General features: G+C 47.6%; 20 protein-coding genes. 19 read left to right on the plus strand and 1 reads right to left on the minus strand.

What is annotated here, in order from left to right:
• The first annotated feature begins 5 nt into the window (after nucleotides 1-5).
• The 19 genes from MUN89_RS05625 to MUN89_RS05715 all read left to right on the plus strand — a co-directional run bounded on the left by MUN89_RS05625 (nucleotide 6) and on the right by MUN89_RS05715 (nucleotide 22536).
• Nucleotides 6-1907 (plus strand): glycoside hydrolase family 127 protein, encoded by a 1902-nt coding sequence (locus tag MUN89_RS05625; RefSeq protein ID WP_244712144.1) that lies wholly within the window; start codon nucleotides 6-8, stop codon nucleotides 1905-1907.
• Between the two features lie 15 nt (nucleotides 1908-1922).
• A complete protein-coding gene (locus tag MUN89_RS05630) occupies nucleotides 1923-2732 on the plus strand; it encodes an SDR family oxidoreductase (protein ID WP_244712145.1) in 810 nt (269 codons plus the stop codon).
• Between the two features lie 140 nt (nucleotides 2733-2872).
• A complete protein-coding gene (locus MUN89_RS05635; RefSeq protein WP_244712147.1) occupies nucleotides 2873-3205 on the plus strand; it encodes a YciI family protein in 333 nt (110 codons plus the stop codon).
• A 92-nt stretch (nucleotides 3206-3297) separates the two neighbouring features.
• Nucleotides 3298-4026: a MurR/RpiR family transcriptional regulator gene (locus MUN89_RS05640; protein ID WP_244712149.1), complete on the plus strand. Its 729-nt coding sequence runs from the start codon at nucleotides 3298-3300 to the stop codon at nucleotides 4024-4026.
• Between the two features lie 128 nt (nucleotides 4027-4154).
• Nucleotides 4155-6116 carry a PTS 2-O-a-mannosyl-D-glycerate transporter subunit IIABC gene (gene mngA, locus MUN89_RS05645; RefSeq protein ID WP_244712151.1) on the plus strand — a complete coding sequence of 654 codons (1962 nt, stop codon included), beginning with the start codon at nucleotides 4155-4157 and terminating at the stop codon, nucleotides 6114-6116.
• Nucleotides 6117-6140: 24 nt separating this feature from the next.
• Complete coding sequence (mngB, locus tag MUN89_RS05650; RefSeq protein ID WP_244712152.1) at nucleotides 6141-8723, plus strand: mannosylglycerate hydrolase; 2583 nt, start codon at nucleotides 6141-6143, stop codon at nucleotides 8721-8723.
• Between the two features lie 164 nt (nucleotides 8724-8887).
• Nucleotides 8888-9082, plus strand: coding sequence for a hypothetical protein (locus MUN89_RS05655; protein WP_244712154.1), 195 nt, complete (start codon nucleotides 8888-8890; stop codon nucleotides 9080-9082).
• Nucleotides 9083-9088: 6 nt separating this feature from the next.
• A complete protein-coding gene (locus tag MUN89_RS05660) occupies nucleotides 9089-9313 on the plus strand; it encodes a hypothetical protein (RefSeq protein WP_244712156.1) in 225 nt (74 codons plus the stop codon).
• A gap of 99 nt (nucleotides 9314-9412) precedes the next feature.
• Nucleotides 9413-10456 (plus strand): lactonase family protein, encoded by a 1044-nt coding sequence (locus tag MUN89_RS05665; RefSeq protein ID WP_244712157.1) that lies wholly within the window; start codon nucleotides 9413-9415, stop codon nucleotides 10454-10456.
• A 403-nt stretch (nucleotides 10457-10859) separates the two neighbouring features.
• Nucleotides 10860-11321 carry a MarR family winged helix-turn-helix transcriptional regulator gene (locus tag MUN89_RS05670; protein ID WP_244712159.1) on the plus strand — a complete coding sequence of 154 codons (462 nt, stop codon included), beginning with the start codon at nucleotides 10860-10862 and terminating at the stop codon, nucleotides 11319-11321.
• A 16-nt stretch (nucleotides 11322-11337) separates the two neighbouring features.
• A complete protein-coding gene (locus MUN89_RS05675; protein ID WP_244712161.1) occupies nucleotides 11338-13062 on the plus strand; it encodes an ABC transporter ATP-binding protein in 1725 nt (574 codons plus the stop codon).
• Entirely contained in the window at nucleotides 13059-14918 is a 1860-nt protein-coding gene (locus MUN89_RS05680) for an ABC transporter ATP-binding protein (RefSeq protein ID WP_244712163.1), read from the plus strand. The genes MUN89_RS05675 and MUN89_RS05680 overlap by 4 nt, the downstream gene beginning before the upstream one ends.
• 360 nt (nucleotides 14919-15278) lie before the next feature.
• A complete protein-coding gene (locus MUN89_RS05685; RefSeq protein WP_244712165.1) occupies nucleotides 15279-16478 on the plus strand; it encodes an ROK family transcriptional regulator in 1200 nt (399 codons plus the stop codon).
• Nucleotides 16479-16526: 48 nt separating this feature from the next.
• On the plus strand, nucleotides 16527-17786 hold the full coding sequence (locus tag MUN89_RS05690; RefSeq protein ID WP_244712167.1) for an ABC transporter substrate-binding protein: 1260 nt from the start codon (nucleotides 16527-16529) through the stop codon (nucleotides 17784-17786).
• A gap of 81 nt (nucleotides 17787-17867) precedes the next feature.
• Nucleotides 17868-18776, plus strand: a complete 909-nt coding sequence (locus MUN89_RS05695) for a carbohydrate ABC transporter permease (RefSeq protein WP_244712168.1) — start codon at nucleotides 17868-17870, stop codon at nucleotides 18774-18776.
• Between the two features lie 18 nt (nucleotides 18777-18794).
• Nucleotides 18795-19625 (plus strand): carbohydrate ABC transporter permease, encoded by an 831-nt coding sequence (locus tag MUN89_RS05700; RefSeq protein ID WP_244712170.1) that lies wholly within the window; start codon nucleotides 18795-18797, stop codon nucleotides 19623-19625.
• Between the two features lie 16 nt (nucleotides 19626-19641).
• The gene (locus tag MUN89_RS05705; protein ID WP_244712172.1) at nucleotides 19642-20643 is read left to right on the plus strand and encodes a Gfo/Idh/MocA family protein; all 1002 of its coding nucleotides are present in this window, start codon (nucleotides 19642-19644) and stop codon (nucleotides 20641-20643) included.
• Between the two features lie 6 nt (nucleotides 20644-20649).
• On the plus strand, nucleotides 20650-21621 hold the full coding sequence (locus tag MUN89_RS05710; protein ID WP_244712174.1) for a Gfo/Idh/MocA family protein: 972 nt from the start codon (nucleotides 20650-20652) through the stop codon (nucleotides 21619-21621).
• 93 nt (nucleotides 21622-21714) lie between these two features.
• Nucleotides 21715-22536, plus strand: coding sequence for a sugar phosphate isomerase/epimerase family protein (locus MUN89_RS05715; protein ID WP_244712175.1), 822 nt, complete (start codon nucleotides 21715-21717; stop codon nucleotides 22534-22536).
• A 54-nt stretch (nucleotides 22537-22590) separates the two neighbouring features.
• Here MUN89_RS05715 and MUN89_RS05720 read toward each other — a convergent pair whose 3' ends face one another.
• A complete protein-coding gene (locus MUN89_RS05720) occupies nucleotides 22591-23835 on the minus strand; it encodes a helix-turn-helix domain-containing protein (protein WP_244712176.1) in 1245 nt (414 codons plus the stop codon).
• Between the last annotated feature and the right edge of the window lie 57 nt (nucleotides 23836-23892).

Consider the following 23892-nt stretch of genomic DNA (forward strand, 5'->3'; position numbering starts at 1 on the left):
TTTACATGACAACGAAACATTTGAACCGTATCTACCCGCTTTCCCGCGAAAAGGTGACCATTCATGATGCGTTTTGGGCACCGCGACAGGAAATCAACCGCACGAAAACGATTCCGTATCAATACCGGCAGTGCAAACGGACGGGAAGGATTGATGCGTTTCATTTAGACTGGACGCCTGGTAAGAAGAAGCCGCACATCTTCTGGGATTCCGATGCGGCGAAATGGATCGAAGCGGCCAGCTACAGCTTAACGCATCATCCCGATTCCGAGCTTGAGGTGTTAGTCGATGACGTCATTGATCTAATCGTCAGTGCCCAGCAGGACGACGGCTACTTGAACATTTACTACACGGCTGTCGAACCGGAAAAAAGGTGGACCGACCTTGAAGGCGGCCATGAATTATACTGCGCCGGCCATATGATCGAAGGCGCGGTTGCTTACTATGAAGTCACCGGTAAAAGAAAGCTTCTCGATGCCGTCTGCCGCTATGCCGATTACATCGCGTCTGTGTTCGGGACGGAGGAAGGAAAGATGAAGGGCTATCCCGGCCATGAAGAAATTGAACTCGCATTGATCAAGCTGTACCGGGTTACGCAAAATGAAAAGTACCTGGAGCTGAGCCGGTATTTTGTTGACGAGCGCGGAACGTCGCCGCATTACTTTGATATGGAGAGGCAAGCGAGAAATCACGAAGGCCACTTAAAGCCGGTGGTGGGTCATTTAGAAGGGGAGGACGTTAATAAATACCACCAGTCGCACCTCCCGGTCAGAGAGCAGGAGCATGCGGAAGGCCACTCGGTCCGCGCGATGTATCTCTACAGCGCAATGGCCGATTTAGCCTATGAAATCGGTGATGAAAACCTTTTTAACACGTGTAAGCGGCTGTGGAGCCACCTCGTACATAAACGGATGTACATTACCGGCGGCATCGGCTCGTCGGAAAAAAACGAAGGGTTCACCTCTGATTACGACCTGCCGAACGAAACGTCGTACGCAGAAACGTGTGCTGCGATTGGACTCGTGTTCTGGAACCACCGGATGGTGCAGTACGAGTGTGATTCGAAATATACGGATTTACTGGAAAGAGCGTTATACAATGCGGTACTTGCCGGCGTTTCACTCGACGGGGAAAAATTCTTTTACGCGAATCCGCTGGAAAGTAAAGGCGATAAGCACCGCAGTGAATGGTTTGATGTCGCTTGCTGCCCGCCGAATCTATCACGGCTGCTTGCGTCGTTGGAAGAGTACATTTACTCCGAGTCTGACCACGATCTTATTGTCCATTTGTACGTGCAATCCCGATTACAAACCGAGCTCGCAGGGAAAAAGGTAACCATTGAGCAAACGTCCAACTATCCGTGGGAGCCGCAGGTGGACTTCGCCATCCAATTGCAGGAAAAAGCCCGGTTTGGATTAAAGCTCCGCATCCCGAACTGGACGTCCCGTTACCGGCTGGAGGTAAACGGGGAGGAAACAGACGAAGGGGTGACGCTTGAACATGGGTATGTACGCATCGAAAGAGACTGGCAAGATGGCGATACGGTTTCGTTAACGATGGACATGCCGGTCTTCCGCAACTACGCTCATCCAGCCGTGAAAGATGCCGTCGGAAAAGTGGCTCTACAGCGCGGTCCGTTGATTTACTGCCTTGAGCAGGCCGATCATGAGGCATCGGTGTTTGCGGTGGAGCTCCCTGAATCAAGCGATTTTCAAGTCGTGTTTGAAGAAGATGTATTAAACGGAATTGCAGCTATTGAGGCAAAAGCTTACGCACGAACGAGTGCGAGTGAAGAGTTATACCAGACCGACAAGTCGTTCAAAGAAACGGCCATCAAAGCGATTCCATACTTCGCCTGGGATAACCGCGAGGATGGAGCGATGGTCGTCTGGATGAAGGAATACTAAAGGAGGAATGCAGCAATGGCAAGAAAAGTCGTCGTCGTGACAGGAGCAACGAGAGGGATCGGCAGAAATACAGCCCTTTATTTTGCGAAAAAGGACTATACCGTCATTGGCACCGGAAGAGATGAAGCGAAGCTTGATGAGCTGCAAACCGAGCTCAGTGAATTTTCCATTGAGAATAAAGCATGGAAACTCGACGTTACGAAGCCGGAAAGCAGTCAACAGGTCGTGCAGGAAGTTGCCGATGCATTCGGCAGAATCGATGTCTGGGTGAACAACGCGGGCTCTTTTAAAGCGATCGGCCCGACGTGGGAAGTGGACGCAGAAAACTGGGTAACCGACGTCACCACTAATCTCATCGGCACCTTTTACTGCGTGCAGGCGATCGTTCCGCAGCTGTTAAAGCAGGGCAGCGGACGAATCGTCAACATCGTGGGCGGCGGCACCTTCAGCGCGTTTCCATACGGCAACGGCTACGGGACGTCCAAGACCGCTATCGCCCGCTTGACGGAGAACTTAGCTGCTGAACTTGCGGACACCGACGTCAAAGCCTTTGCCTTAGATCCGGGCTTGAACGACACCGATATGACCCGCTACCAGCGCGATACAGACATCGGCCAGAAATACCTGCCGAAAATCGAAGAACTGTTCGAAGAAGGCGTCGATGTGCCGCCGGAGCGGGCGCCCATGTTTGTCCATGCTTTCGGCGAAGGAAGGCTTGATGAATTTGAAGGAAGAATTGTGACGGTGAATGAGGAATTAAAAGAGTATGAGAAGGAGTCCAGCTTAGAAGAAAGTGATTTTAAGCTGCGGTACATGAAAAAATAAACGGAGCGCCGGCCTGGAAGGTTTTCTGAATTCGAAAATTTTCCGGGCTTTTTTTTGCCGGAATATACGTGCGTGCTTGCAGGATTCTTTGTAGTTAAGGCGAAAAAGTTCCTATCCATTTAAAAAGGAGAGATTGAAGGATGAAATATCTTTGCCTGGCGTATGGAGATGAAGCGGGTTGGAATGCGTTGAACGATAATGAAAAGCAGGAATTGCTGGCTAACGATCGCGTGATCCGCGACCGTGGGAACCTGGTAACCGCCGTAAAGCCGCAAGTAACAGCTGTAAGGAATTGGGATAAAAACCTGAAGGTGACCGAAGGGACGGATGAGCACCACGGTCTTCCGCTTGCAGGGTTTTCTATCATTGAGGCAGAGAATGTGGAGGAAGTGATCGACCTTGTCGCGAACACGCCGTGTGCCCGGGCCAATGGCGTCATTGAGATCCGGCCGTTTTGGAATTTGGAGAATTAGCTATTCATAGCTTTTCGTTTATTCAAACACCCTCCCTAAGCACCCGTGGTACAATAAACAACACAGAACAACCTAAACCATGAGGTGACGCCATGAACCTGGAAGAACGCGCACGCAAATACGAATATAAACTGAACGACAATGATGACCAGATTATCGACTACATCGTGAGTCATAAATCCCTGGTCATCGAAAACTCGATTCAGTCGTTAGCCAAATCTCTCTACACCGTTCCCAACACGATTACGCGTTTATCGAAGAAGCTTGGCTATGACGGGTTTTCTCAATTGAAGAACAGCTTAAAGGAAGAGCTCGAGTCGGTGAATCTCGACCGGGAGGATAGCAGCTCCTACAATTTGAAGCGGACACTTGAGCTGTTGGATGAGGAGATGCTTGCGAAGATTGCGAAGCGGATTCATCAGGCGCAGCACGTGTATGTATTTGGAGTCGGGGATACGGTGCCGTTTTGCGAGCTGTTTTCCACGCACTTGAAAATTGGCGGAAAGCAGGCGGAGTATTTCCTGCACCGGCATGATGCGGTGTATGCGCTCAATCACGCAAGTAAGCAGGACGTGCTGTTTTTAATCAGCATGTCAGGGGAGACGAAGCAGATTTTGGAGATGGTGGAGCTTGCGCGTGAGCGGGGGATTACGATTATTTCGTTAACCCATTTCTCTGAAAATTCGCTGCAGCAGACCGCGGATTACAAATTCTTCTTTTACTCCCCGAAGCGGATGCTTGAGAATTACAACATTTCAGATAAGACGCCGGTGATGCTTGCGCTGCAAGTCTTATCGAACCGGTTATGGGAAACCGTTTGATGTGTATTTATACACATGTAAACGGTTTCTTTTATTGTCTTCGTGTACATATATGAATTTAGGCAAACGCTTTCGTCCCCTATGGTAAGCTAAGTGCAAGTTAGGATGACATAGAGGAGGACAGAGCGATGCACTTACAAAGTTTGACCTCACCTGAGCTGATCAGTACGAATCATACGTTTCCTTCGAAGCAGGAAGCGATTCGTTATTTAGTCGATCAGCTTGATGAAAAGAACAAGCTTCATTCGAAGGAAGAGTTTTACCAAGCCGTTATGGAACGAGAAGACCTGTCGCCAACAGGACTTGAAGGCGGGCTGGCGATCCCGCACGGCAAATCAACCGCCGTCAAGGAAGCCGCTTTTGCGGTGGCTTCCCTTAAAACACCGATCGACGATTGGGAAAGTGTGGACGAAAATAATCGCGTTGAGCTCGTGATGCTGCTTGCGATTCCTGAAAATGAAGCGGGATCCACGCACTTGAATCTGCTGGCGGAAATGATGACGCGGCTGGCCGATCCTGATTACAAAGCCCGTCTACTGGAAGCGAAAACGAGTGAAGCGTTCTTTGCTGCGCTTGATGCAGAAGAAGAGCCTGAAAAGGAAGAAACAGAGGAACCGAGCAAACTCATTTTAGCGGTCACCGCTTGTCCGGCAGGGATCGCACACACATATATGGCAGCAGAAGCGCTCGTCCGTGCCGGCCGGGAATACAATGCCAAAGTGCTCGTTGAAAAGCAAGGCGCAAACGGCATTGAAGACCGCCATAAGAAAGCAGACATTGCGAATGCCGATGCGGTCATTTTCGCCGCAGACGTGGCCGTGAAAAATCCGGACCGCTACGTCCGGCTGCCGCGCGTGACGACTTCTGTTGCGGCCCCGTTAAAAAATGCCGGAAAAATCATCGAGGAAGCATTGGAGAAATCGAAACAGACCGCTCCTCATACGGAAGACGTACATGTGGAAGACGACTTCGATGATGAACCGGACGAAAAACCGTTTAAAGCAGAAATCAAAGATTCGATTATGACCGGGATTTCCTACATCATCCCGATTATCGTCGCCGGCGGGATGACGCTTGCATTTGCCGTCCTCATCTCCCAAGCCTTTGGCCTGCAGGATGTGTATGCAGAAGAAGGCTCGTGGCTGTGGCTGTACCGCCAGCTTGGCGGCACGATGCTCGGAACGATTATGGTTCCCGTCCTGTCTGCCTACATGGCGTACTCGATTGCTGATAAACCGGCGCTTGGACCTGGTTTTGCTGCCGGGATTGCTGCGAACTTAATCGGCAGCGGCTTCTTAGGCGGGATGCTCGGTGGTTTTCTTGCAGGGTACATCATCAAGTTTTTAAAGAAAAATGTCCAGACTTCAGGCACATTCTCCGGCTTCGTCAGCTTCTGGCTCTATCCAGTGGCCGGGACGCTCTCGGTCGGTGCGATTATGATGTTTGTCGTCGGCGAGCCGCTGGCGGCGTTAAACAACGGCTTGATCCACTGGCTGGAAGGCTTATCCGGCGGGAATGCGATCCTTCTCGGCGTGATTTTAGGCGCGATGGTCTCCTTTGACCTCGGCGGACCGGTCAATAAAGCAGCTTACACGTTCTGTATCGGGGCGATGGCGAGCGGTAACATTATGCCGTACGCGGCTTTTGCTTCGGTGAAAATGGTCTCAGCCTTTGCCGTGACCGGCGCCACCATTGTCGGGAAGCAGTATTTCACCAAGCCTGAACAGGAAGTCGGCAAGCAGACGTGGCTGCTGGGGCTTGCCGGGATTACAGAAGGGGCAATTCCGTTTATGATCAACGATCCACTGCGCGTTATCCCGTCGTTAATCGCGGGTTCTGCCGTGACCGGTGGCATCGTCGCTTACTTTGATGTCGGCTTAGATGTGCCGGGTGCGGGAATTTTCTCCCTGGCGTTGTTAAAAGGTCCAGCCCTATTTACAGCAGCGAGCATCTGGCTAGGTGCCGCTCTGCTTGGGGCATTCATATCCATGGTACTGCTGATCATTACGAGAAAGAATCGATTGAAAAAAAAACCGCAGACCACTGAAGAGCGGGACGAAGCACCACAAATGAAAACAGCTGTGAACTAAACAGAGACAAGGGAAGGGATAACGATGAAGCAGATGCACGTAGTACCGCATATGCACTGGGATCGCGAGTGGTATTTTTCCACAGAGGAGTCAAGGATTCTACTCGTTAATAATATGGAAGAAATTATGGATCGTCTTGAGAACGATCCGGATTATCCTTACTATGTGCTGGACGGCCAGACGTCAATCTTAGAGGATTACTTCGCGGTAAAACCGGAGGAAAAAGAACGCGTCCGGAAGCTTGTCCAGGCGGGTAAGCTGATCATCGGGCCATGGTACACCCAGACCGATGAAATGGTCGTCGGCAGCGAGTCAATCGTCCGCAATCTATTGTACGGGATCAAAGACAGCGAGGAATTCGGCAGCCCGATGATGATCGGCTACCTGCCGGATTCCTTCGGCCAGTCGGCCCAGCTGCCGCATTTATTAAATGGCTTTGACATTTACTACACGATTTTCTGGCGGGGCACGTCTGAACGCCATGGCACGGATAAAACCGAATTTTACTGGGAAACGAAAGACGACTCAAGCGTCCTCGTCCAGCTGCTGCCGCTCGGTTATGCGATCGGCAAATATTTGCCGCACGAAGAGGATGCTCTTACGAAGCGCATGGACAAGTATTTTCCGGTGCTGGATAAAGGAGCGACGACCGCGCATCAGCTGCTGCCGAACGGCCACGACCAAATGCCGATTCAGAAGGATATTTTTGAAGTGATGCAGAAGCTTGAAGTGCTCTATCCTGACCGTGAATTTTTCTTGAGCAAATACGAAAATGTTTTTGCAGCCCTTGAAAAAGAAGCGGAGCTTGATACGATTTCCGGCGAGTTTTTAGACGGCAAATATATGCGCGTTCACCGCAGCATTTATTCCACCCGGATGGACATTAAAGCAGCCAATACTAGAGTGGAGAATAAGCTGACCAATGAACTCGAGCCGCTCGCGGCCATCGCGTATGATCTCGGCTTTGACTACCACCACGGCTTAATCGAGCTGATCTGGAAGGAAATCATGAAAAACCACGCCCATGACAGCATCGGCTGCTGCTGTTCGGATAAAGTGCACAAGGAAATTGCCGGGCGCTTATTTATTGCCGAGGAAAAGTGTGATCAGCTGATCGAATTTTACAAACGAAAAATCGTTGATGCGATCGATACGAAGGACGAGAACGACCGCTTAACGCTGTTTAACTTCCTGCCGTATGAGCGCGAAGAAGTGGTCACGACCGAAGTCATCAGTAAGTTTAAGGCGTTTACTTTAGAAACAGAGGCGGGCGAGCCGGTTGAATATGAGCTTGTTTCCGCGGAAGAAATCGACCCCGGCTTAATCGACAGGCAGATCGTCCATTACGGCAATTACGATCCGTTTATTAAGTACACGATCCAGCTGAAGGAACAGCTGCCTGCGATGGGCTATCGCACCCTTTTTGTAAAAGAAGCCGAGGAAACAGGGAATCAGTCAAGTGAAGAAAAGCAGCAGGTGGAAACCGATTATTATACGGTTCGAGTAAACCAAAACGGCACGCTCCGAATTTGGGATAAGCAGCGGGAGCGTTTGTTTAATGACGTGCTGCTCTTGGAAAACGGCGGGGACGACGGCGATGAATACGACTATTCACCGCTTGCTGGAGAAACGAAGATTTTTTCTAGTAACTTAGAAGCAAAAACGTCGATTAAGGAAAACCAGTTCGGCGGGGCCATTGATATTCAGCTGTCTCTCGCTGTGCCAAAAGATATCGATGCCCGGAAAAATGGAGAGCGTAACAGCCAGTTGGACGTGCGATTCAGCATTGAAATTCCGAATGATAAGCCGGTGATGCACATATCGTGTGAACTGGACAACAAAGCAGAAGACCACCGGCTGCGCGCGTATATTCCGACCGGTTTACAGTCTGCCGTTTCTGTTGCCGATAACCAGTTTGGCCACATTCAGCGCGAGGTCAGGGATCCGGCGATGGACGTGTGGCAGGAGGAGAACTGGAGTGAGCGTCCGGATGCGATCTACCCAATGCTCAGCTACGTGAGCTATTCCGGCATGGCTGTCTTAACGAACAGTACGAGAGAATACGAGATTGTCGGTGATGACACGATCGCCATTACGCTGTTCCGCAGCGTCGGTTATTTAGGCAAATCCGACATGGTGCGCCGCCCCGGCCGCCCGTCCGGGATTAAGCTCCCGACCCCGGATTCACAGATGAAAGGGAAGCTTGCGCTCGATTTCGCTCTCGTTTCCCACGATGACGATATGAATCTTGCGCGGATTGCCAAGGATTACTTGACGCCTGTCCATACGTACAACAAAATCCCGCACAACGCGATGAAGCTGAACCATCCGGATGTATCAACTCCACTCACGTATCAGCTGCTTGAGCAGGCGGATAAAGACGCAGTCTTAAGTACATTAAAGAAATCAGAGAAGGATGATTCTCTCATTCTACGATTCTTTAACGGGCGGGACCGGGAAACAGAAGCCCGTTTTGAAGTAGACGGGAAAGCAGTGTACCGGACAAATATGAATGAAGTAAGGCAGGAGGCGCTTGATTTTACGGCTGGTGCAGTCAGCATACCACTGAAAGTGAACCAGTCGCAGACGGTTTCAATTGTGAGATAAAAGGAGGAGTCTAGCAGAAGCTAGGCTCTTTTTGTTCTCTTGATCGATTCCGTGCGGAACAATAGGCTCATCAAAATGGCGGGAGCATCATACAATGCTGAATCAGCATGTTTACGAGTGACCTGATGGTGATGATACGGGTTCGTTAGGAAGGAGCAGGCATTATGGGAGACTTGATCCCATTTCCACGAAAGGATACGGAAGAGGAAATTTTGCTCACGCAGGTAGAATTTGAAGAATTGGAACGGCTGAAGGCACAAATGAGAACAGAAAAACGGCTCCTCCCTTTTTGGCGGATCAGCCGTCGTATAAAAAAGATTATTAAAATCGGGAAAGAGCGGGCGGTGCGGAAGAAATAACGCTGGGTGAACTTCCAATTTTACAGAAGAATCGTAGGGAAGAAAACAAACTCCTGCTGGAAAAGCGGAGGGAACAAAGGCTGTCCGACTGACGACCATCCTTATCTCCTACCGGATGGTTTGGAAGATCAGGTGGTAAAGGTCACGGCTGCGATGCCGAATACGAGGAAAATTTCTTTTTATTTCGGGGCGAGCGAGAGCGGTGCATCCAAAGAAGATCCAAGCACTTAAAGTGTTTGGTTTTTTTCTTTTTTGATAAGATAATAGAAACTAAATGATTTGTTGGATCAGATGAAAGATTTTCAAACTACGATACAAAGGAGTTTTATCATGACAAAGTATACAGGTTATATCGGAACCTACACGAAACAGCAAAGTAAAGGCGTCTATCAGTTCACGCTTGATACCGAAAAGAAAGCCCTCAGTGACGTGAAGGTAGCTGCTGAATTAGGGAATCCTACATATGTGACGGTGAGTGACGATGGAAAGAATCTTTATGCGGTAACGAAAGATGGAGACAATGGCGGTCTAACTGCTTTTTCGATCCATGGTGAGACCGGCGGGTTGACGGAATTAAACCGGCAGACGAGAGCAGGATCTCCTCCGTGCCACGTGAGTGTCGATCATCAGAAAAGTACGGTAGTGACAGCCAATTATCATTCCACGGAAGTTGTATCCTATTTAACCAATGAAGATGGATCGCTTCATCCTGCCGTTTCTGTGATTGAAAACGAAGGCTCCGGCCCGCATGAGAGACAGGAAAAACCGCACATGCATTTTGCCGGCTTTACGCCTGATGAAAAGTACGTCGTTGCCGTTGACCTGGGAACAGATCGTGTTACTTCTTACGCTGTTGACAATGGAAAATTAACGGAAGTCCAAGTCTTTACGGCGAAGCCGGGGTCAGGTCCCAGACATCTGACGTTTCATCCGAATAAAAAGTTCGCGTATGTGATGACGGAGCTGAGCTCAGAGGTTCTAGTGCTGCGTTACGACGAGAATGACGGAAGCTTTACTCAGCAGCAATCCATTCCAACTCTTCCAGAAGACTTTAAGGAAACCAATGATGGAAGTGCTATTCATATTTCGTCTGACGGCCGGTTTGTGTACGCCGGAAATCGCGGCCATAACAGCCTTGCCGTGTACAAGGTCGATCAAGACTCTGGTCAATTAACGTTTATCGAATGGACGTCCACAGAAGGAAACTGGCCGCGTGATTTTGTCTTGGATCCTTCTGAAGATTTCCTCATCGCGACGAACCAGAAGTCCAATACGATGACGTTGTTTGAGAGAGATCAAGCGACAGGGAAGCTGTCTTTAATTCAATCGGACGTTTCTGTTCCGGAACCGGTTTGTGTGAAGTTTTTGGGATAATGGTCAGGTACTCTGGACCATTATCGTTTCAATCATTGAAAATAGAGGCACCTTTACGGAGCGTATCCGTGGAGGTGCCGATTTGTTTCTATGCACCCTTTCAATTTGCTCCTAAAACGATCTTCCCTCTGCCTCGTCAAAAAAGATGCTTCTTCAACTGTGGTTTACTCCTCCCTTTCCTGACTACTCTCTAAAGCTTGCTTCAAATTTTTACACATGAACCTGTCCTCCTTGTAGAGAGGGTGAATAAGCCCTTTTCCAATGGTGATTATCCGGACTTTCATTATGAATCATTAATGGGTACTATTCCCTTTGACTCTTTTGTAAAATAGGTCTAGAATTGAATAGTTCCATTACGAACTGTTCGTAATAGAAATTAAATGATAAAAAGCGAGGCTTGAACATGCAGAATAAAGATCATCTTCCCCGGGGCATTCAGCTGCTGAGGGGATTCGCAAGATTGAATAATAACCTGACGCGGTTTGCGCAGAAAACAGCAAGTATGAACGATTTGTCAGTCCCTCAGTACATCATTTTAATAACGATTGCTCCACAAAAAGAAATGACTCAAAAAGTAGTCGGTGAAAAAACTTTTTTACCGAAAAGTACGTTGAGCCAGGCTGTGGACGGCCTTGTTCAAGCAGGGCTTCTCTACCGGAAGCAAGTGGAAGAAAATCGCAGGGAAATGCTTCTTTCTTTAAGTAATCATGGAGAAGAACTGCTTTCGAATATCCACAGGCAGGAAGGAAGCATTCATCAAGTCGCGGAATCTGCGGTCCAATCACTTTCAGAGCAGCAGTTTGAAGACTTCATGGCAACGCTTCAGCAGATGGCTGTCTTTTTCGAAGACCAACCCACGGAATAAGGAGGTAAGGTCCTGGATGATTAAATTATTAAAACATTTAACGCTTTACAAATGGATGATTGTGTCCGTATTTGTCCTCATTTTCCTCCAATCGATAGCCAACCTCTATCTTCCGACGCTGATGTCAGACATCGTGGATAAGGGAGTTGTCGTAGGAAACATTCCTTATATATGGAAAATTGGAGGGGTTATGCTTGCGGTATCTTTACTTGGAGCTATTGCTTCAGTTATTGCCAGCTACTACTCCTCCAAAGCAGCGGTCGGCTTAGGACGTGATGTTCGAAAGAAGCTTTTTTACCATATTGAAAATTTCTCTTTGCAGGAATTTGATGAAGTAGGCACCTCCTCTTTGATCACACGCTCCACCAATGACATTACGCAAGTTCAGCAAGTGACAATTATGATGCTGAGGATGATTATCGGGGCACCAATGATGTTGGTCGGTGGAATCATTATGGCGGTCTTAAAAGATGCCAAGCTCGCTTTAGTGATTGTTCTAATTATGCCGGTACTCATAGGCTCCATTCTGCTGATTCTTTATAAAGGAATTCCCTTATTTCGAACGGTGCAGAAAAAATTGGACCGCTTAAACCTGATCTTCAGGGAAAACCTTACAGGCATACGAGTGATTCGTGCGTTCAGCCGGGAGAAAGAGGAGAAAGAACGGCTCCGACATACCAATAAAGAGTTAACAGACGTTTCCATAAAAGTAAATAAAATTATGGCTCTTATGATGCCGGTCATGATGTTAGTGATGAATGTAACTGTAGTCTTAGTGATTTGGTTTGGCGGTCTGCGGATTGATCACGGCGGGATGCAGATTGGTGACCTGATGGCTTTTATTCAATACGTGATGCAGATCATGTTCGCGTTAGTGATGGCTTCGATGATGTTTGTCATGGTGCCGCGTGCAGACGTCTCAGCGAAAAGAATAAACAAGGTGTTGGAAATGGAGCCTGCTTTTAAGGATCACGGTTCTAAATCAGCGGATCTTACAAAAGGGACCCTCGAGTTTGACCGTGTGACCTTTCATTACCCTGGAGCTGAAGAACCGGCATTATCCGATATCAGCTTCACAGCAAAACCCGGAGAAGTGACTGCCATTATCGGGGGGACGGGGTCCGGAAAGTCCACCCTCGTGCAATTAATTCCCCGGTTTTATGAAATTTCGAATGGATCCATCCGCGTGAATGGAGTAGATATCCAGGAGGCTGCTCAAAAGGAGATCCGGTCGAAAATCGGCCTTGTCCCGCAAAAAGCCACACTGTTTACAGGAACCATTGCCGATAATATCCGATTTGGTAAAGAACATGCTTCCCAGGAAGAAATCGTCCATGCGGCTCGTATCGCGCAGGCAGAAGAATTTATTAATAAATTGCCTCAGGGCTATGAGTCCGAAATAGAACAAGGCGGATCGAATCTATCCGGGGGACAGAAACAGCGGTTATCGATTGCAAGAGCGCTCGTAAGGAAACCTGACCTTTACATTTTTGATGACAGCTTCTCTGCTCTGGATTATAAAACCGACGCCAGCCTCCGTTACGCGCTGAAGGAAGAGACAAAAGAATCGACCGTTGTCATCGTAGCCCAGCGCGTCAGCACCGTGATGGATGCGGATCAAATTATCGTTTTAGAAGAAGGCCGGGTGTCAGGAACGGGCACCCATGAGGACCTGCTTGAATCAAGCCCGGTTTACCAGGAAATTGTCAAATCCCAGCTCACAGAGGAGGAATCCGCATGACCAAAGAAAGAAAACCTCAACGAGGAGGACCGATGGGATTTGGTCCGGGTGGCGGCAATATGATGATGATGGGGCAGAAGCCAAAAAACTTCAAGGCGACATTAAAAAGGCTGCTCGGTTACTTGAAGTCTCGCCGCAAACAATTCATTGCGGTTTTCATTGCGGCCATATTGAGTACGGTCTTTTCGATTATTGGTCCAAAAATCATGGGTACGGCCATTACCGAATTATTTGAAGGCGCTTATGAAAAACTGGAGGGCGTACAGGGCGGAGGAATCGACTTTCAGCGGATTGCCCAAATCCTGTTCCTATTAGCAGGACTTTATGTAGTCAGCAGCATTTTCAATTTTATTCAACAATATATCATGTCCAGTGTTGCCCAAAAGACAGCTTACGATCTTAGAGAAGATGTGAATCAAAAGCTGGAAAAGCTGCCTCTCCGCTATTTTGACAGCCGCCCGAACGGCGAAATCCTGAGCCGGATGACCAATGATATCGATACGATCAGCAGTACGCTCCAGCAAAGCATGACCCAATTCATTACTTCGATTGTCACGATCATTGGAATTGTCATCATGATGTTATCGATCAGCCCATTGCTGACGATAATTTCGATCGTGAGCTTACCGCTGTCTATTTTTGTGATTCGTCCGATTTTGAAAAAGTCGCAAACGTATTTTGCCGATCAGCAGCGTACGCTGGGTCAATTAAATGGACACATCGAAGAAATGTTCACGGGTCATCAAGTCGTTAAAGCCTTCGGTTATGAAAAGACCGCCGGCGAAGACTTCGATGAAGTGAATGAAGACTTATATCAAGCAGGCAGCAAGGCTCAATTTATTTCAGGCATCATCATGCCGATGATGTCCTTTATAGGGAATATCAGTTATGTCCTCATCAGTGTCATCGGCGGCATTCTTGTAACCCAGCGCGCCATCTCCATTGGAGATATTCAAGCATTCATTACTTATACCCGCCAGTTCACTCAGCCCATTACCCAAACGGCCAACATCGCCAATATTATTCAATCTACGGTGGCCGCAGCTGAAAGAGTATTTGAACTGCTGGATGAAAAAGAAGAAGAAAAAGAAAAACCTTCGCTGCATTTAGGAAAAAAAGCCGGAGCGGTCACTTTCGAGCACGTAGACTTTGGTTACGACAACGATTTACTCATCCAGGATATGAACATCTCTGTGAAACAGGGCCAGACCGTGGCAATTGTAGGACCTACAGGAGCAGGGAAAACGACGCTTATCAATCTATTAATGCGGTTCTATGAGCTGAATGGCGGCAGCATAAAAATTGATGGGATCGACACGAGAGACCTATCAAGGAGCGAACTGCGGCAAAACTTTGGAATGGTCCTGCAGGATACGTGGCTCTTTAATGGAACGATTAAAGAAAACATAGCGTACGGAAAAAATGAGGCTTCAGAGGAGGCCATCATCAGGGCAGCAGAGATGGCTCATGCTGACCACTTCATCCGCACTTTGCCGGAAGGATATGAGACGATCTTAAATGAAGAAGCATCCAACATATCTCAAGGACAAAAACAGCTGATCACCATTGCCCGGGCCATTTTAGCCGACCCTCCAGTTATGATCCTGGATGAGGCGACCTCAAGCGTAGATACCCGGACAGAAGTACTGATCCAGCAGGCCATGAACCACTTAATGGCCGGACGTACCAGCTTCGTCATCGCCCACCGTTTATCGACCATTCGTGATGCGGATTTAATTCTCGTCATGGATGAGGGTTCTGTGATCGAGCAGGGAACTCATGAAGAGCTGTTAGCCCAAGAAGGTTTTTATTTTGAACTGTACAACAGCCAGTTTTCTAAGAAAGCGGCTGGATGATTGACTCCCATGAAAAAGGAAGTCAATCAAACGTGAAACGCATGATCGTGAACTTTAGCCTTTAGACAGTGGTACCAGAAATCTATCATTTCCAATCAATGACCAGAACTGCCACAGCTCATGAACAGAGCTGTGGCAGTTAAATTTGTTAATAGAAGGATAAAGCAACTAACCATGATTTATATCCTTTTACAAATAAAGACAATAACAGAGGATTATTTTCCTGTTATTTTTATTTTTCTGAATATTGTGTTCCTTTTTAATGGAGGCGGTGCTATAGTAAACATAAGAACTTAATAAAGTCATTGGAAAAAGTAAGTTTTTCGATCATAGAATATGGGTTGAAGTTAGGAGGACACGATGCTGAAGACAGGCGGTTTGAAGTTAATGCAGGAGATCAACCAGTACATCGTGCTGCGGACCATTCGAGAGGAGGGACCGATTTCAAGAAGCGAAATCGCAAAGAAGACGAAGCTGAGTCCGACGACAGTAACTTCAGCGGTGAGTGAACTGCTGCAGGAAGGGATCGTCGTGACAGGAGGAACGGGAGAGTCCAGCGGAGGCAGGAAACCGACCTACTTACAGTTTGCGCCGGACAGTAAGTTTCTGATTGGCGTATCGATTACCAACTCCCATATTGAAATCGGCACGTTAAATTTAGAAGCAGAAGTGCAGGACAAGCTGACGTACGAAGACGACTTTCAAGTAAATAATCAAGTGATCGAAGAGACGCTTCGGTTAATTCGCCGTTATTTAAGCGGGATCGATGATTTATCGAACTGCATCGGCATTTCACTCATCGTACCCGGGATTGTCGATTCCAAGCGCGGGATCATCCGCAACAATGCGAAGCTTAATTTAAAGGACATTGCGCTTAAGGAAATGATTGAAAAAGAGTTTGGCTTGGAGACATGGATTGATAATGATGCCAATGCGATTGCGCTCGCGGAAACTAATTTTGGCAGCTATGAAGATAAAAAGAACCTCGTTTATATTCAGATGGGGGACGGAATTGGTTCAGGCATCGTTATTGAAGACGTCATCTTTCGAGGGGCGCAGGGAGGAGCGGGCGAGTTCGGCCATATCTCTATTGATAAGGAAGGGATTCAATGTGAGTGCGGCAACCGCGGCTGTCTCGAAAACTATGTCAACTGGCCGGCATTGCTCGAACGCATAAAAGAAAGGCTGGAACAGGGTGAATCGACATCGATGCTTGCTAAAGGGAAGGCAGTGGACGAGCTAACTCAAGAAGATTTTTTGAAAGCGCTTCAACAAGAAGATGAGCTGGCCCAGGCTGTCATTGAAGATCCCATTCAATATATGGGAAATGGGATCGTTACGCTCGTGAATCTGTTTAATCCCGAAGTCGTACTCGTCGGATGGGGTTCGATTACGAGTGATTCGTATTTCATTAAACGATTGAGAGAAAGAGTCAACGACCTGTCGTTTGCGATTTTCACAGAAAACCTTGAGATCCAGGCAACGACTTTAGGAGGTGATTTTCAGCTGAAAGGCGCAGCGTCTGTGGCGCTGAAGGAATACTTTGAAGTCCCTGTCTAATTACTGGTCTTATTCCTATTTTCTAAACTTATAGAGGGGTGGAGTAAAGTGAAAAAACTTCTATGGATCATGGTTGGGTTACTCGTTTTCATGCTGGCTGCCTGTTCGGGCGATTCAAATTCTGGCTCATCTGGTGAAGGAGAAAGCGATGGCCCGGTCGAAATTACGTACTTGAAGCCGGGGGCGGATACTCCGGATACGAGAGAGCGTGTCCAGGGAATTATTGACCGTTTTGAGAAAGAGAATCCAACTATTAAGGTGAAGCTTGAAGCTGTTGGCTGGGATAACGCGTACCAGAAGCTTGTGACCGGCTTTAACGGCGGCTCATCTCCGGATGTGTTTTCCGGCGGGACGCGCTGGTTGACGGCATTTGCTGATATGGATGGTATTCTTCCCATCACGGATATGGCGTCAGACAAACTGAAGGAGTACCCGGAAGCGTTACAAAAGTCTTCTCAATATAAGGGTGAGATTTATGCATTGCCGCAGGCCTTTTCAGCGCGTGCCTTAATCTATCGCTCCGATTTAATTAAAGAGCCGCCAAAGACATGGGACGAGCTGGTTGCGACTGCGAAAAAGGTACAGGAAGAGAATTCAGGCATGTACGGATTCGCGATTTCCGGTGCGGCGCACGTCTCGACGACAACGCAGTACTTTAATTATCTGCTGCAAAATGGCGGACAGGTATTTGATGAAGACGGGAATGTTGCGATCAATTCCCCTGAAGCTGTCGAAGCACTTGAGTATTACCGCGATTTTTATACAAAAGAAAAAGTGGTGCCTAATCCAGTGGAATACAACCGCGAATTGCTGCCTGTCCTATTTAAAGAAGGCAAGATCGCGATGTACGTGATCGGCCCTTGGGGCAAATCCCTGATGGGTGTGGATCCCGACAACAAAGAAACTCCTTATAAAACGGCTCCGCTTCCGAAGGGCAAAAAGATGGCGAACGTACTCGTTTCCGATTCGAACTACATTTCTGCGAAAACAGAGCACCCAAAAGAGGCGTATAAGTTCCTTGAATTCATGGCTTCGCTTGAAGAGCAGACAAAATTTGATAAAGCGAATGGATCACTTCCTATGCTGAAAGAAGAAGCGAAAGATCCTTTCTTTAAAGAAGATCCTTACTTTTCCACGTTTGTCGATATGATTGAGTACGGCGAACCACAGCCGGCTCCGGCCGTATGGGAACCGTTCCAGGAGATCATTACCCAGTCGGTACAACGTGCGCTTGACGGGGAAGATCCGCAAGCGGTATTAGATGAGGCTGCCAAGCAAATCAAGGATCAGCAGCTCGAGCCTAAATAAATAGTGAAGGGAGAGGAGGTGCACTTTGCCTCCTCTTGTCACTATGAGAAAGGACTGGTTCACATCGATAACACCTTGGTCATGAAAAAGAAGAAGAGGAGCATGCGCAGGTTTTTCTCTCCTGAAAAATCGGCCTTTATCTATTTGCTGCCGATGGTTGTGTTCATGCTCATCATGGTCGCGTATCCGATTGGAAGAATTCTTTACCTGTCGCTGACCTCAAATATACTAACGCGGCCGGATCTTGGCATCCAGTTCATCGGACTCGAAAACTACTGGAAGCTGTTTTCCTCGCAGGCCTTTTGGGAGACGGTCGGACGCACGGGGTTATGGACCGCATTGTCCGTTGGCGGCAAAACGCTGATTGCCTTTGGCATTGCGCTGCTCCTTGCGAAGGATATTGCTTTTAAACGGTTCTACCTTATCTTGCTGATGCTGCCATGGGTGACGCCGATGGTTGTTGCGGCGGTAACGTGGCGCTGGATTTATGACGGACAGTTCGGCATGCTGAATTATATATTAACGCAGGTTCATATTTTACAGGAGCCATATGTGTTTCTCGGTGAAAAGTGGTCGGCGTTTGTGGCGACGGCCATTACCGACATGTGGCTCGGGATTCCGTTTCTGGCCATGATGTTCTTAGCAGGACTGCAGTCGATTCCCGTTGAACTGCACGAATCGGCAAACATGGACGGGGCCAACCGTTTCCAAAAGCTTTTTCACGTTACCCTGCCTGTCATGAAGCCGATTATTCTCGTCGCAACGACAATGTCCGGCATTTGGACATTCAACTCGTTTGGAGTCATTTGGCCGATGACGAGCGGCGGTCCTGTAGATGCAACGCAGACGTTGATCGTTCAAGCATATAAACAGTCCTTCGGTTCATTTAATCTCGGGATGGGAGCTGCGATTGCCGTTGTAATTTTCATTATTTTAACGATTACGACCATTTTGTATAAGCGGTTATTAATGAGACAGGAAGAACTTTAAGTAAAGAGGTGAACGGAATTGACTGGCAAACTGCGAAATCTGCCTACGCACATCGCGCTTTGGGTCATCTTTATCATTATGCTGTTCCCGATCTGGATTATGGTGGCGACGTCGCTGCAGACGTATGATGGGATTTTCAATTGGCCGCCGGATTGGTTTCCATCGATTCCTCAGTGGCAAAACTATGCAGACGTTTGGGGCGGGGATTATCAGTTTAAGGCGCCTTTCTTTAACAGCTTAATCATTGCTTCATCTACAGCGATTATTACGATTCTACTCGCTTTTCCGGCTGCGTATGGAATCTCCCGGTTTTCCTTTTTTGGACGAAACAGCATGCTGTTTATCGTATTAGTCACGCAGATGTTTTCACCGATCGTACTGATTGTTGGATTGTACCAGCTGGCACAAAGCTACAATCTATTAAACTCGCTCGTCGGCGTCATCATTACGAACTGTGCCTTAACGCTTCCCATGGCGGTGTGGCTCCTGCACGGGTATTTAAAAAGTGTGCCCGAAACATTGGAGCAGGCGGCGGCCATGGATGGCTGCTCGCGAATAAAAGGCATCATAAAAATTGTCGTTCCACTGTCCGCTTCCGGCATTGCCATGGCAGGGATTTATGCGTTCATCATGGCCTGGAACGATCTATTGATTCCGTTAATCTTTATTTCGGACTCGAATTTACGCCCGATCAGCCTGGCACTGACGGATTTCGCCGGGCAAAACATCGTGTACTGGCATCAGATGATGGCCGCCAGTGTCATTTCCACTTTTCCTATTGCTGTCATGTTCAGTTTTGTTCAGAAGTACTTTATTAAAGGCTTTATGTCAGGAGCGATTAAGGAATAGAGAGGAGTTCATACGAATGAAAGTTTTATTAATTGGCGCTGGAACGATGGGGGCCGTCCATGCGGCATCCTATTCAACTATTAAAGACGCAGAGCTTGTCGGGATTGCCGATTTCAGTACGGAAAAAGCAAAGGCGCTGGCAGAGGAAACCGGAGCCCAAGCATTCAGCTCATTTGAAGAAGCAATGGAACTAGCAGGGGAAGTGGATGTGATTGATATCTGTCTGCCGACGTACCTGCATAAGGAATTTGTGATTAAAGCAGCCGAGCACGCGGACTCCATCATTTGTGAAAAGCCGCTCGCAAGAAGCTTGGAAGAAGCACGGGAGATCATCGATGCTTGTAAAACAAAAGGGAAACGACTGTTTGTCGGCCATGTTGTCCGGTTTTTTCAAGAATATACGCGGATTAAGGAACTTGTTGCTGCAGGAAAAGTCGGCAAGCCAGGTGTCGTCCGTACCTCCCGCGGCGGCGTGTTCCCGGTAGGCTCGGAAAATTGGTATGCCGATTTTGAAAAAAGCGGCGGACTGGTTCTTGATTTGCTTCTCCATGATTTTGATTACCTGAGGGGCTGTTTCGGCGAAGTGAAACGGGTTTTTGCGAAAAAGATTCCGTTAGCTGAGCAGCGGGAGTATGCGCTCGTTACGTTACGATTCCAAAACGGCGTCATTGCCCATCTCGAAGGAACGTGGGCGCACCAGGGCTTTTCATCTGCGATTGAAGTAGCAGGAGACGAAGGCATCATCGATTACAACAGCGCGAAGAGCAGCCCTCTCCATCTTGTTAAAAAAGACGCGGAAACCAGCGGCGCCGGCGTGGAAGTACCGGAAAGTCCGCTCAAGGCCTCCCCTTACCAAAATGAACTCGCGCATTTTATCCATTGCATTAAGACTGGGGAGGAACCGCTCGTCACAGCTGAAGATGCCTATCGTGCCATCGAAATCGCCACAGCTGCCCAGACGTCCTGTGATACAGGGGAGCCTGTGGAATTAAACAAACAACGGATAGCGAAAGGGTGAGGAAGAATGAAGATCGGAATCATTAGTTTTGCCCACGGACATGCCTACAGCTATGCTGAAGCGCTAAACAATCGTCCGAATGTAGAGCTTGCGGGCGTGTTTGATGAAGATGCTTCAAGAGGAAAGAATGCTGCGGAACAGTTTGGCGCGATCTATTACGACCGTTTGGATGCGCTGCTTGAAACGGACGTAACAGCGGTTATCGTAACATCTGAAAACGCGAAGCACCTTGAGCACGTAAGCGAAGCAGCGAAGGCGAAAAAACATATTTTATGTGAAAAACCAATGGCCACTAGCGTGGAAGATGCTGAGAAGATGATTGAAGTATGCAGGGAAAATGAAGTGATTTTACAAATTGCCTTCCCGGTACGGTTCAGCACACCAGTGCTGCGGGCAAAAGAGTTGATTGCCGCTGGCGAACTCGGAGATCTTTTAGCGGTAAAAGCAACGAACCGAGGAACGAATCCTGGCGGCTGGTTTATTCAGCCTGAACTCTCTGGAGGCGGTGCGGTGCTTGATCACACCGTTCACGTTGTCGATCTTCTTCGCTGGTTTATGGGTGAGGAAGTGAATGAAGTTTATGCTGAAATCGGTACCCATTTTACGACAGAAGCCATTGATGACAGCGGGATTCTATCCATGTCATTTACGAACGGAGTCTCAGCAACGCTTGACTGCAGCTGGTCTCGTAATGATGCGTATCCGACGTGGGGCGATGTCACGCTTGAAATCGTTGGCACCAAAGGCACCTTATCTGTCCATGCGTTTGACCAGAAGATTGACGTCTACAGCAATCGAGACGGTGTGAACTGGGAATTCTGGGGTGATGATATGGACGAGAGCCTGGTCGCTGATTTCTTGGAAGCCGTTCAAGACGAGCGGGAGCCGTTTATCACGGGCCGCGACGGATTGAAGGCGCTTGAAGTGGCGCTGGCCGCATACCAATCCGCAGCGGATAAAGCGACGGTCCGTTACTAACGAGGAGGTGTGATCATCACCACAGAGAGGTGGAACCGCTGCTTTAAAGCCGCCATTGAAGCACGAGAAAAAAGCAAATGAGGGGCGTGTAAAATGAAAAAAGGAATCAATGCCTGGTGCTTTCCGCCTGAGCTTGATGCAGAAGGAATTTTTTCACTGGCTGAAAAGCTTAAGTACGACGGAGTCGAATTGAACCTGGAGGATAAAGCTCCCGGGATTTTCACGATGGAAACGAGCGAAGAAGAGATTCTCAACGTCAAAAGTATTGCGGATAGGCATGGAATGAGCATTTACAGCATTTCTACTGATCTCTTATGGAAATATCCACTTACAGCAAATGATGAACACACGCGCTTACAAGGAAAAGCTATCGTAAACACAATGCTTGAGTTCGCCAGGCTGTGTGGCGCACAATCGGTCCTCGTTGTCCCGGGTCTTGTTACAGAAGACGTCAGTTATGCTGCTGCTTATGAGCGGGCTGTCGCAGCCGTTAGGGAAGCAGCCGCTAAAGCGGAACAGCTTGGTATTAAAATCGGTGTCGAAAACGTCTGGAATAAATTTTTGTACAGTCCGCTGGAGTTCCGGCGTTTTCTTGAGGATGTCGATTCTTCGCACGTAGGGATGTACTTGGATATCGGCAACGTCGTCCGCGACGGCTACCCGGAGCATTGGATCGAATCTCTCGGCGATCAGCTGGTTCAAGTGCATTTGAAAGATTTTAAAGAAGCAGTCGGGGATAGTGCAGGTTTTGTCCCTCTCCTAGCAGGGGATGTGGACTGGCAGAAAACAGCAGCCAGCCTTAAGAAGGCAGGCTACAGAGGATATGTTGCACCGGAAATTCCTCCTCACAAGCATCACTATGAGCTTTTGCTGAAGCAGACGGCTGAAGTGGTGGAGACGTTTTTTGGAGAGTAGTCAGCAAAGACCCGTTTGGTTTTCGAGAGAAGAAAACCAAACGGGTTTTTTGTTTTATCTAATTTGCTGCCGCATGTATTGCTTCGGAGTCATCCCCATATATTTCTTAAACACTTTAATAAAATAACTTTGATCGCTGAAATTAAGCAAGGTATAGATTTCCGCCAAAGAATAATTGGAAAATGTCATTAACTTTAATGCTTCCTCAATTTTGGTCTGCTGGGTGTACTCTGTAATCGACACCCCTACCTCTTTTTTAAATAAATTGGAGAGATATTTTGGATTCATCTCTACATATTCAGCAAGGACAGGAAGTGGAATGCTTTCATAAATATGAGTGAAAATATAATTCATGCAATTTCCTATGGGTTTTGAATACTGCTGTTTATTACTCTTCTGAACTCTGTCAGCAAATTCGCAAAGGGCATTCTCAATAAAGATTTCAACATCATTGACCGTACGAAGTTCCTCCATTTCCTGAATAAAGGTATCCCCTAACGTATAAGCGATTTCCGGATGAAGTCCCCCCTCGATCGCTGCTCGAGTGGCGAGGGTAATCGTTGCTATTTTTAAATTTTTTTGATTTCTAAGTTCACTCTTTCTGGACAACTTCCCGAAAACGATGCCCTTATTATGATGAAAGGCCTTATTGTACAGTAACAAATCCTCTTTATTTCCATCCTGAACAAATTGATAGAGTTTCTTTTCAGCTACAGGGTCCTGGTGAAAGGCTGCATTTTGCCTTAATTCGGAGATGTTCCTATCTGATACTACATCGTCCCGGGATTTAGCCACACTGAGCGAATTTTTGTTAATGATCTCTTGCATATCAAGTTTCTCTCTATAGATTAGATAAAACAGAAGAATGCTCGCTTGTAATAACTTCCAGCTGCTAATAACAGGCAAGGTAGTGAAATAATCTTTAATCTCGAGGGCTATTTCTTCTCCTTCATGGGAAGTAAGGATGTTTTCGATAAAATTAGTCGAAGGTTTCGGAGACACTGTAGGTCCTAAAATGATAGAGCCACAGCATGCTCCATGATTGACCATAGAGATAATGACAAAATGTTCCTGGAATGGACTCGTATAAAGCTGAGGAAACGTAGTGTTTGTTGTAGAAATGTTTAAGGTTTTTAATTGTTCTTTTCTCGTAGAAAACATGGGATTAAGTGGGAGATCAGAGGTATAATCCACGTTTACCTTTCCATAAATGTCTACGACGTAAATCGGAATATTGGTGGTTTCATTCACTAATTTACAGCCATACTCCAAGTCTTCCTCACGATCATGGGTTTGCATCGACTAACCTCCAAGTTTTTTGAAAAAGATGACAGGGTGCTATTTTTATAGAAATTA

Source organism: Halobacillus salinarum, assembly GCF_022919095.1.
Classification (GTDB): Bacteria; Bacillota; Bacilli; order Bacillales; family Halobacillaceae; genus Halobacillus_B; species Halobacillus_B salinarum.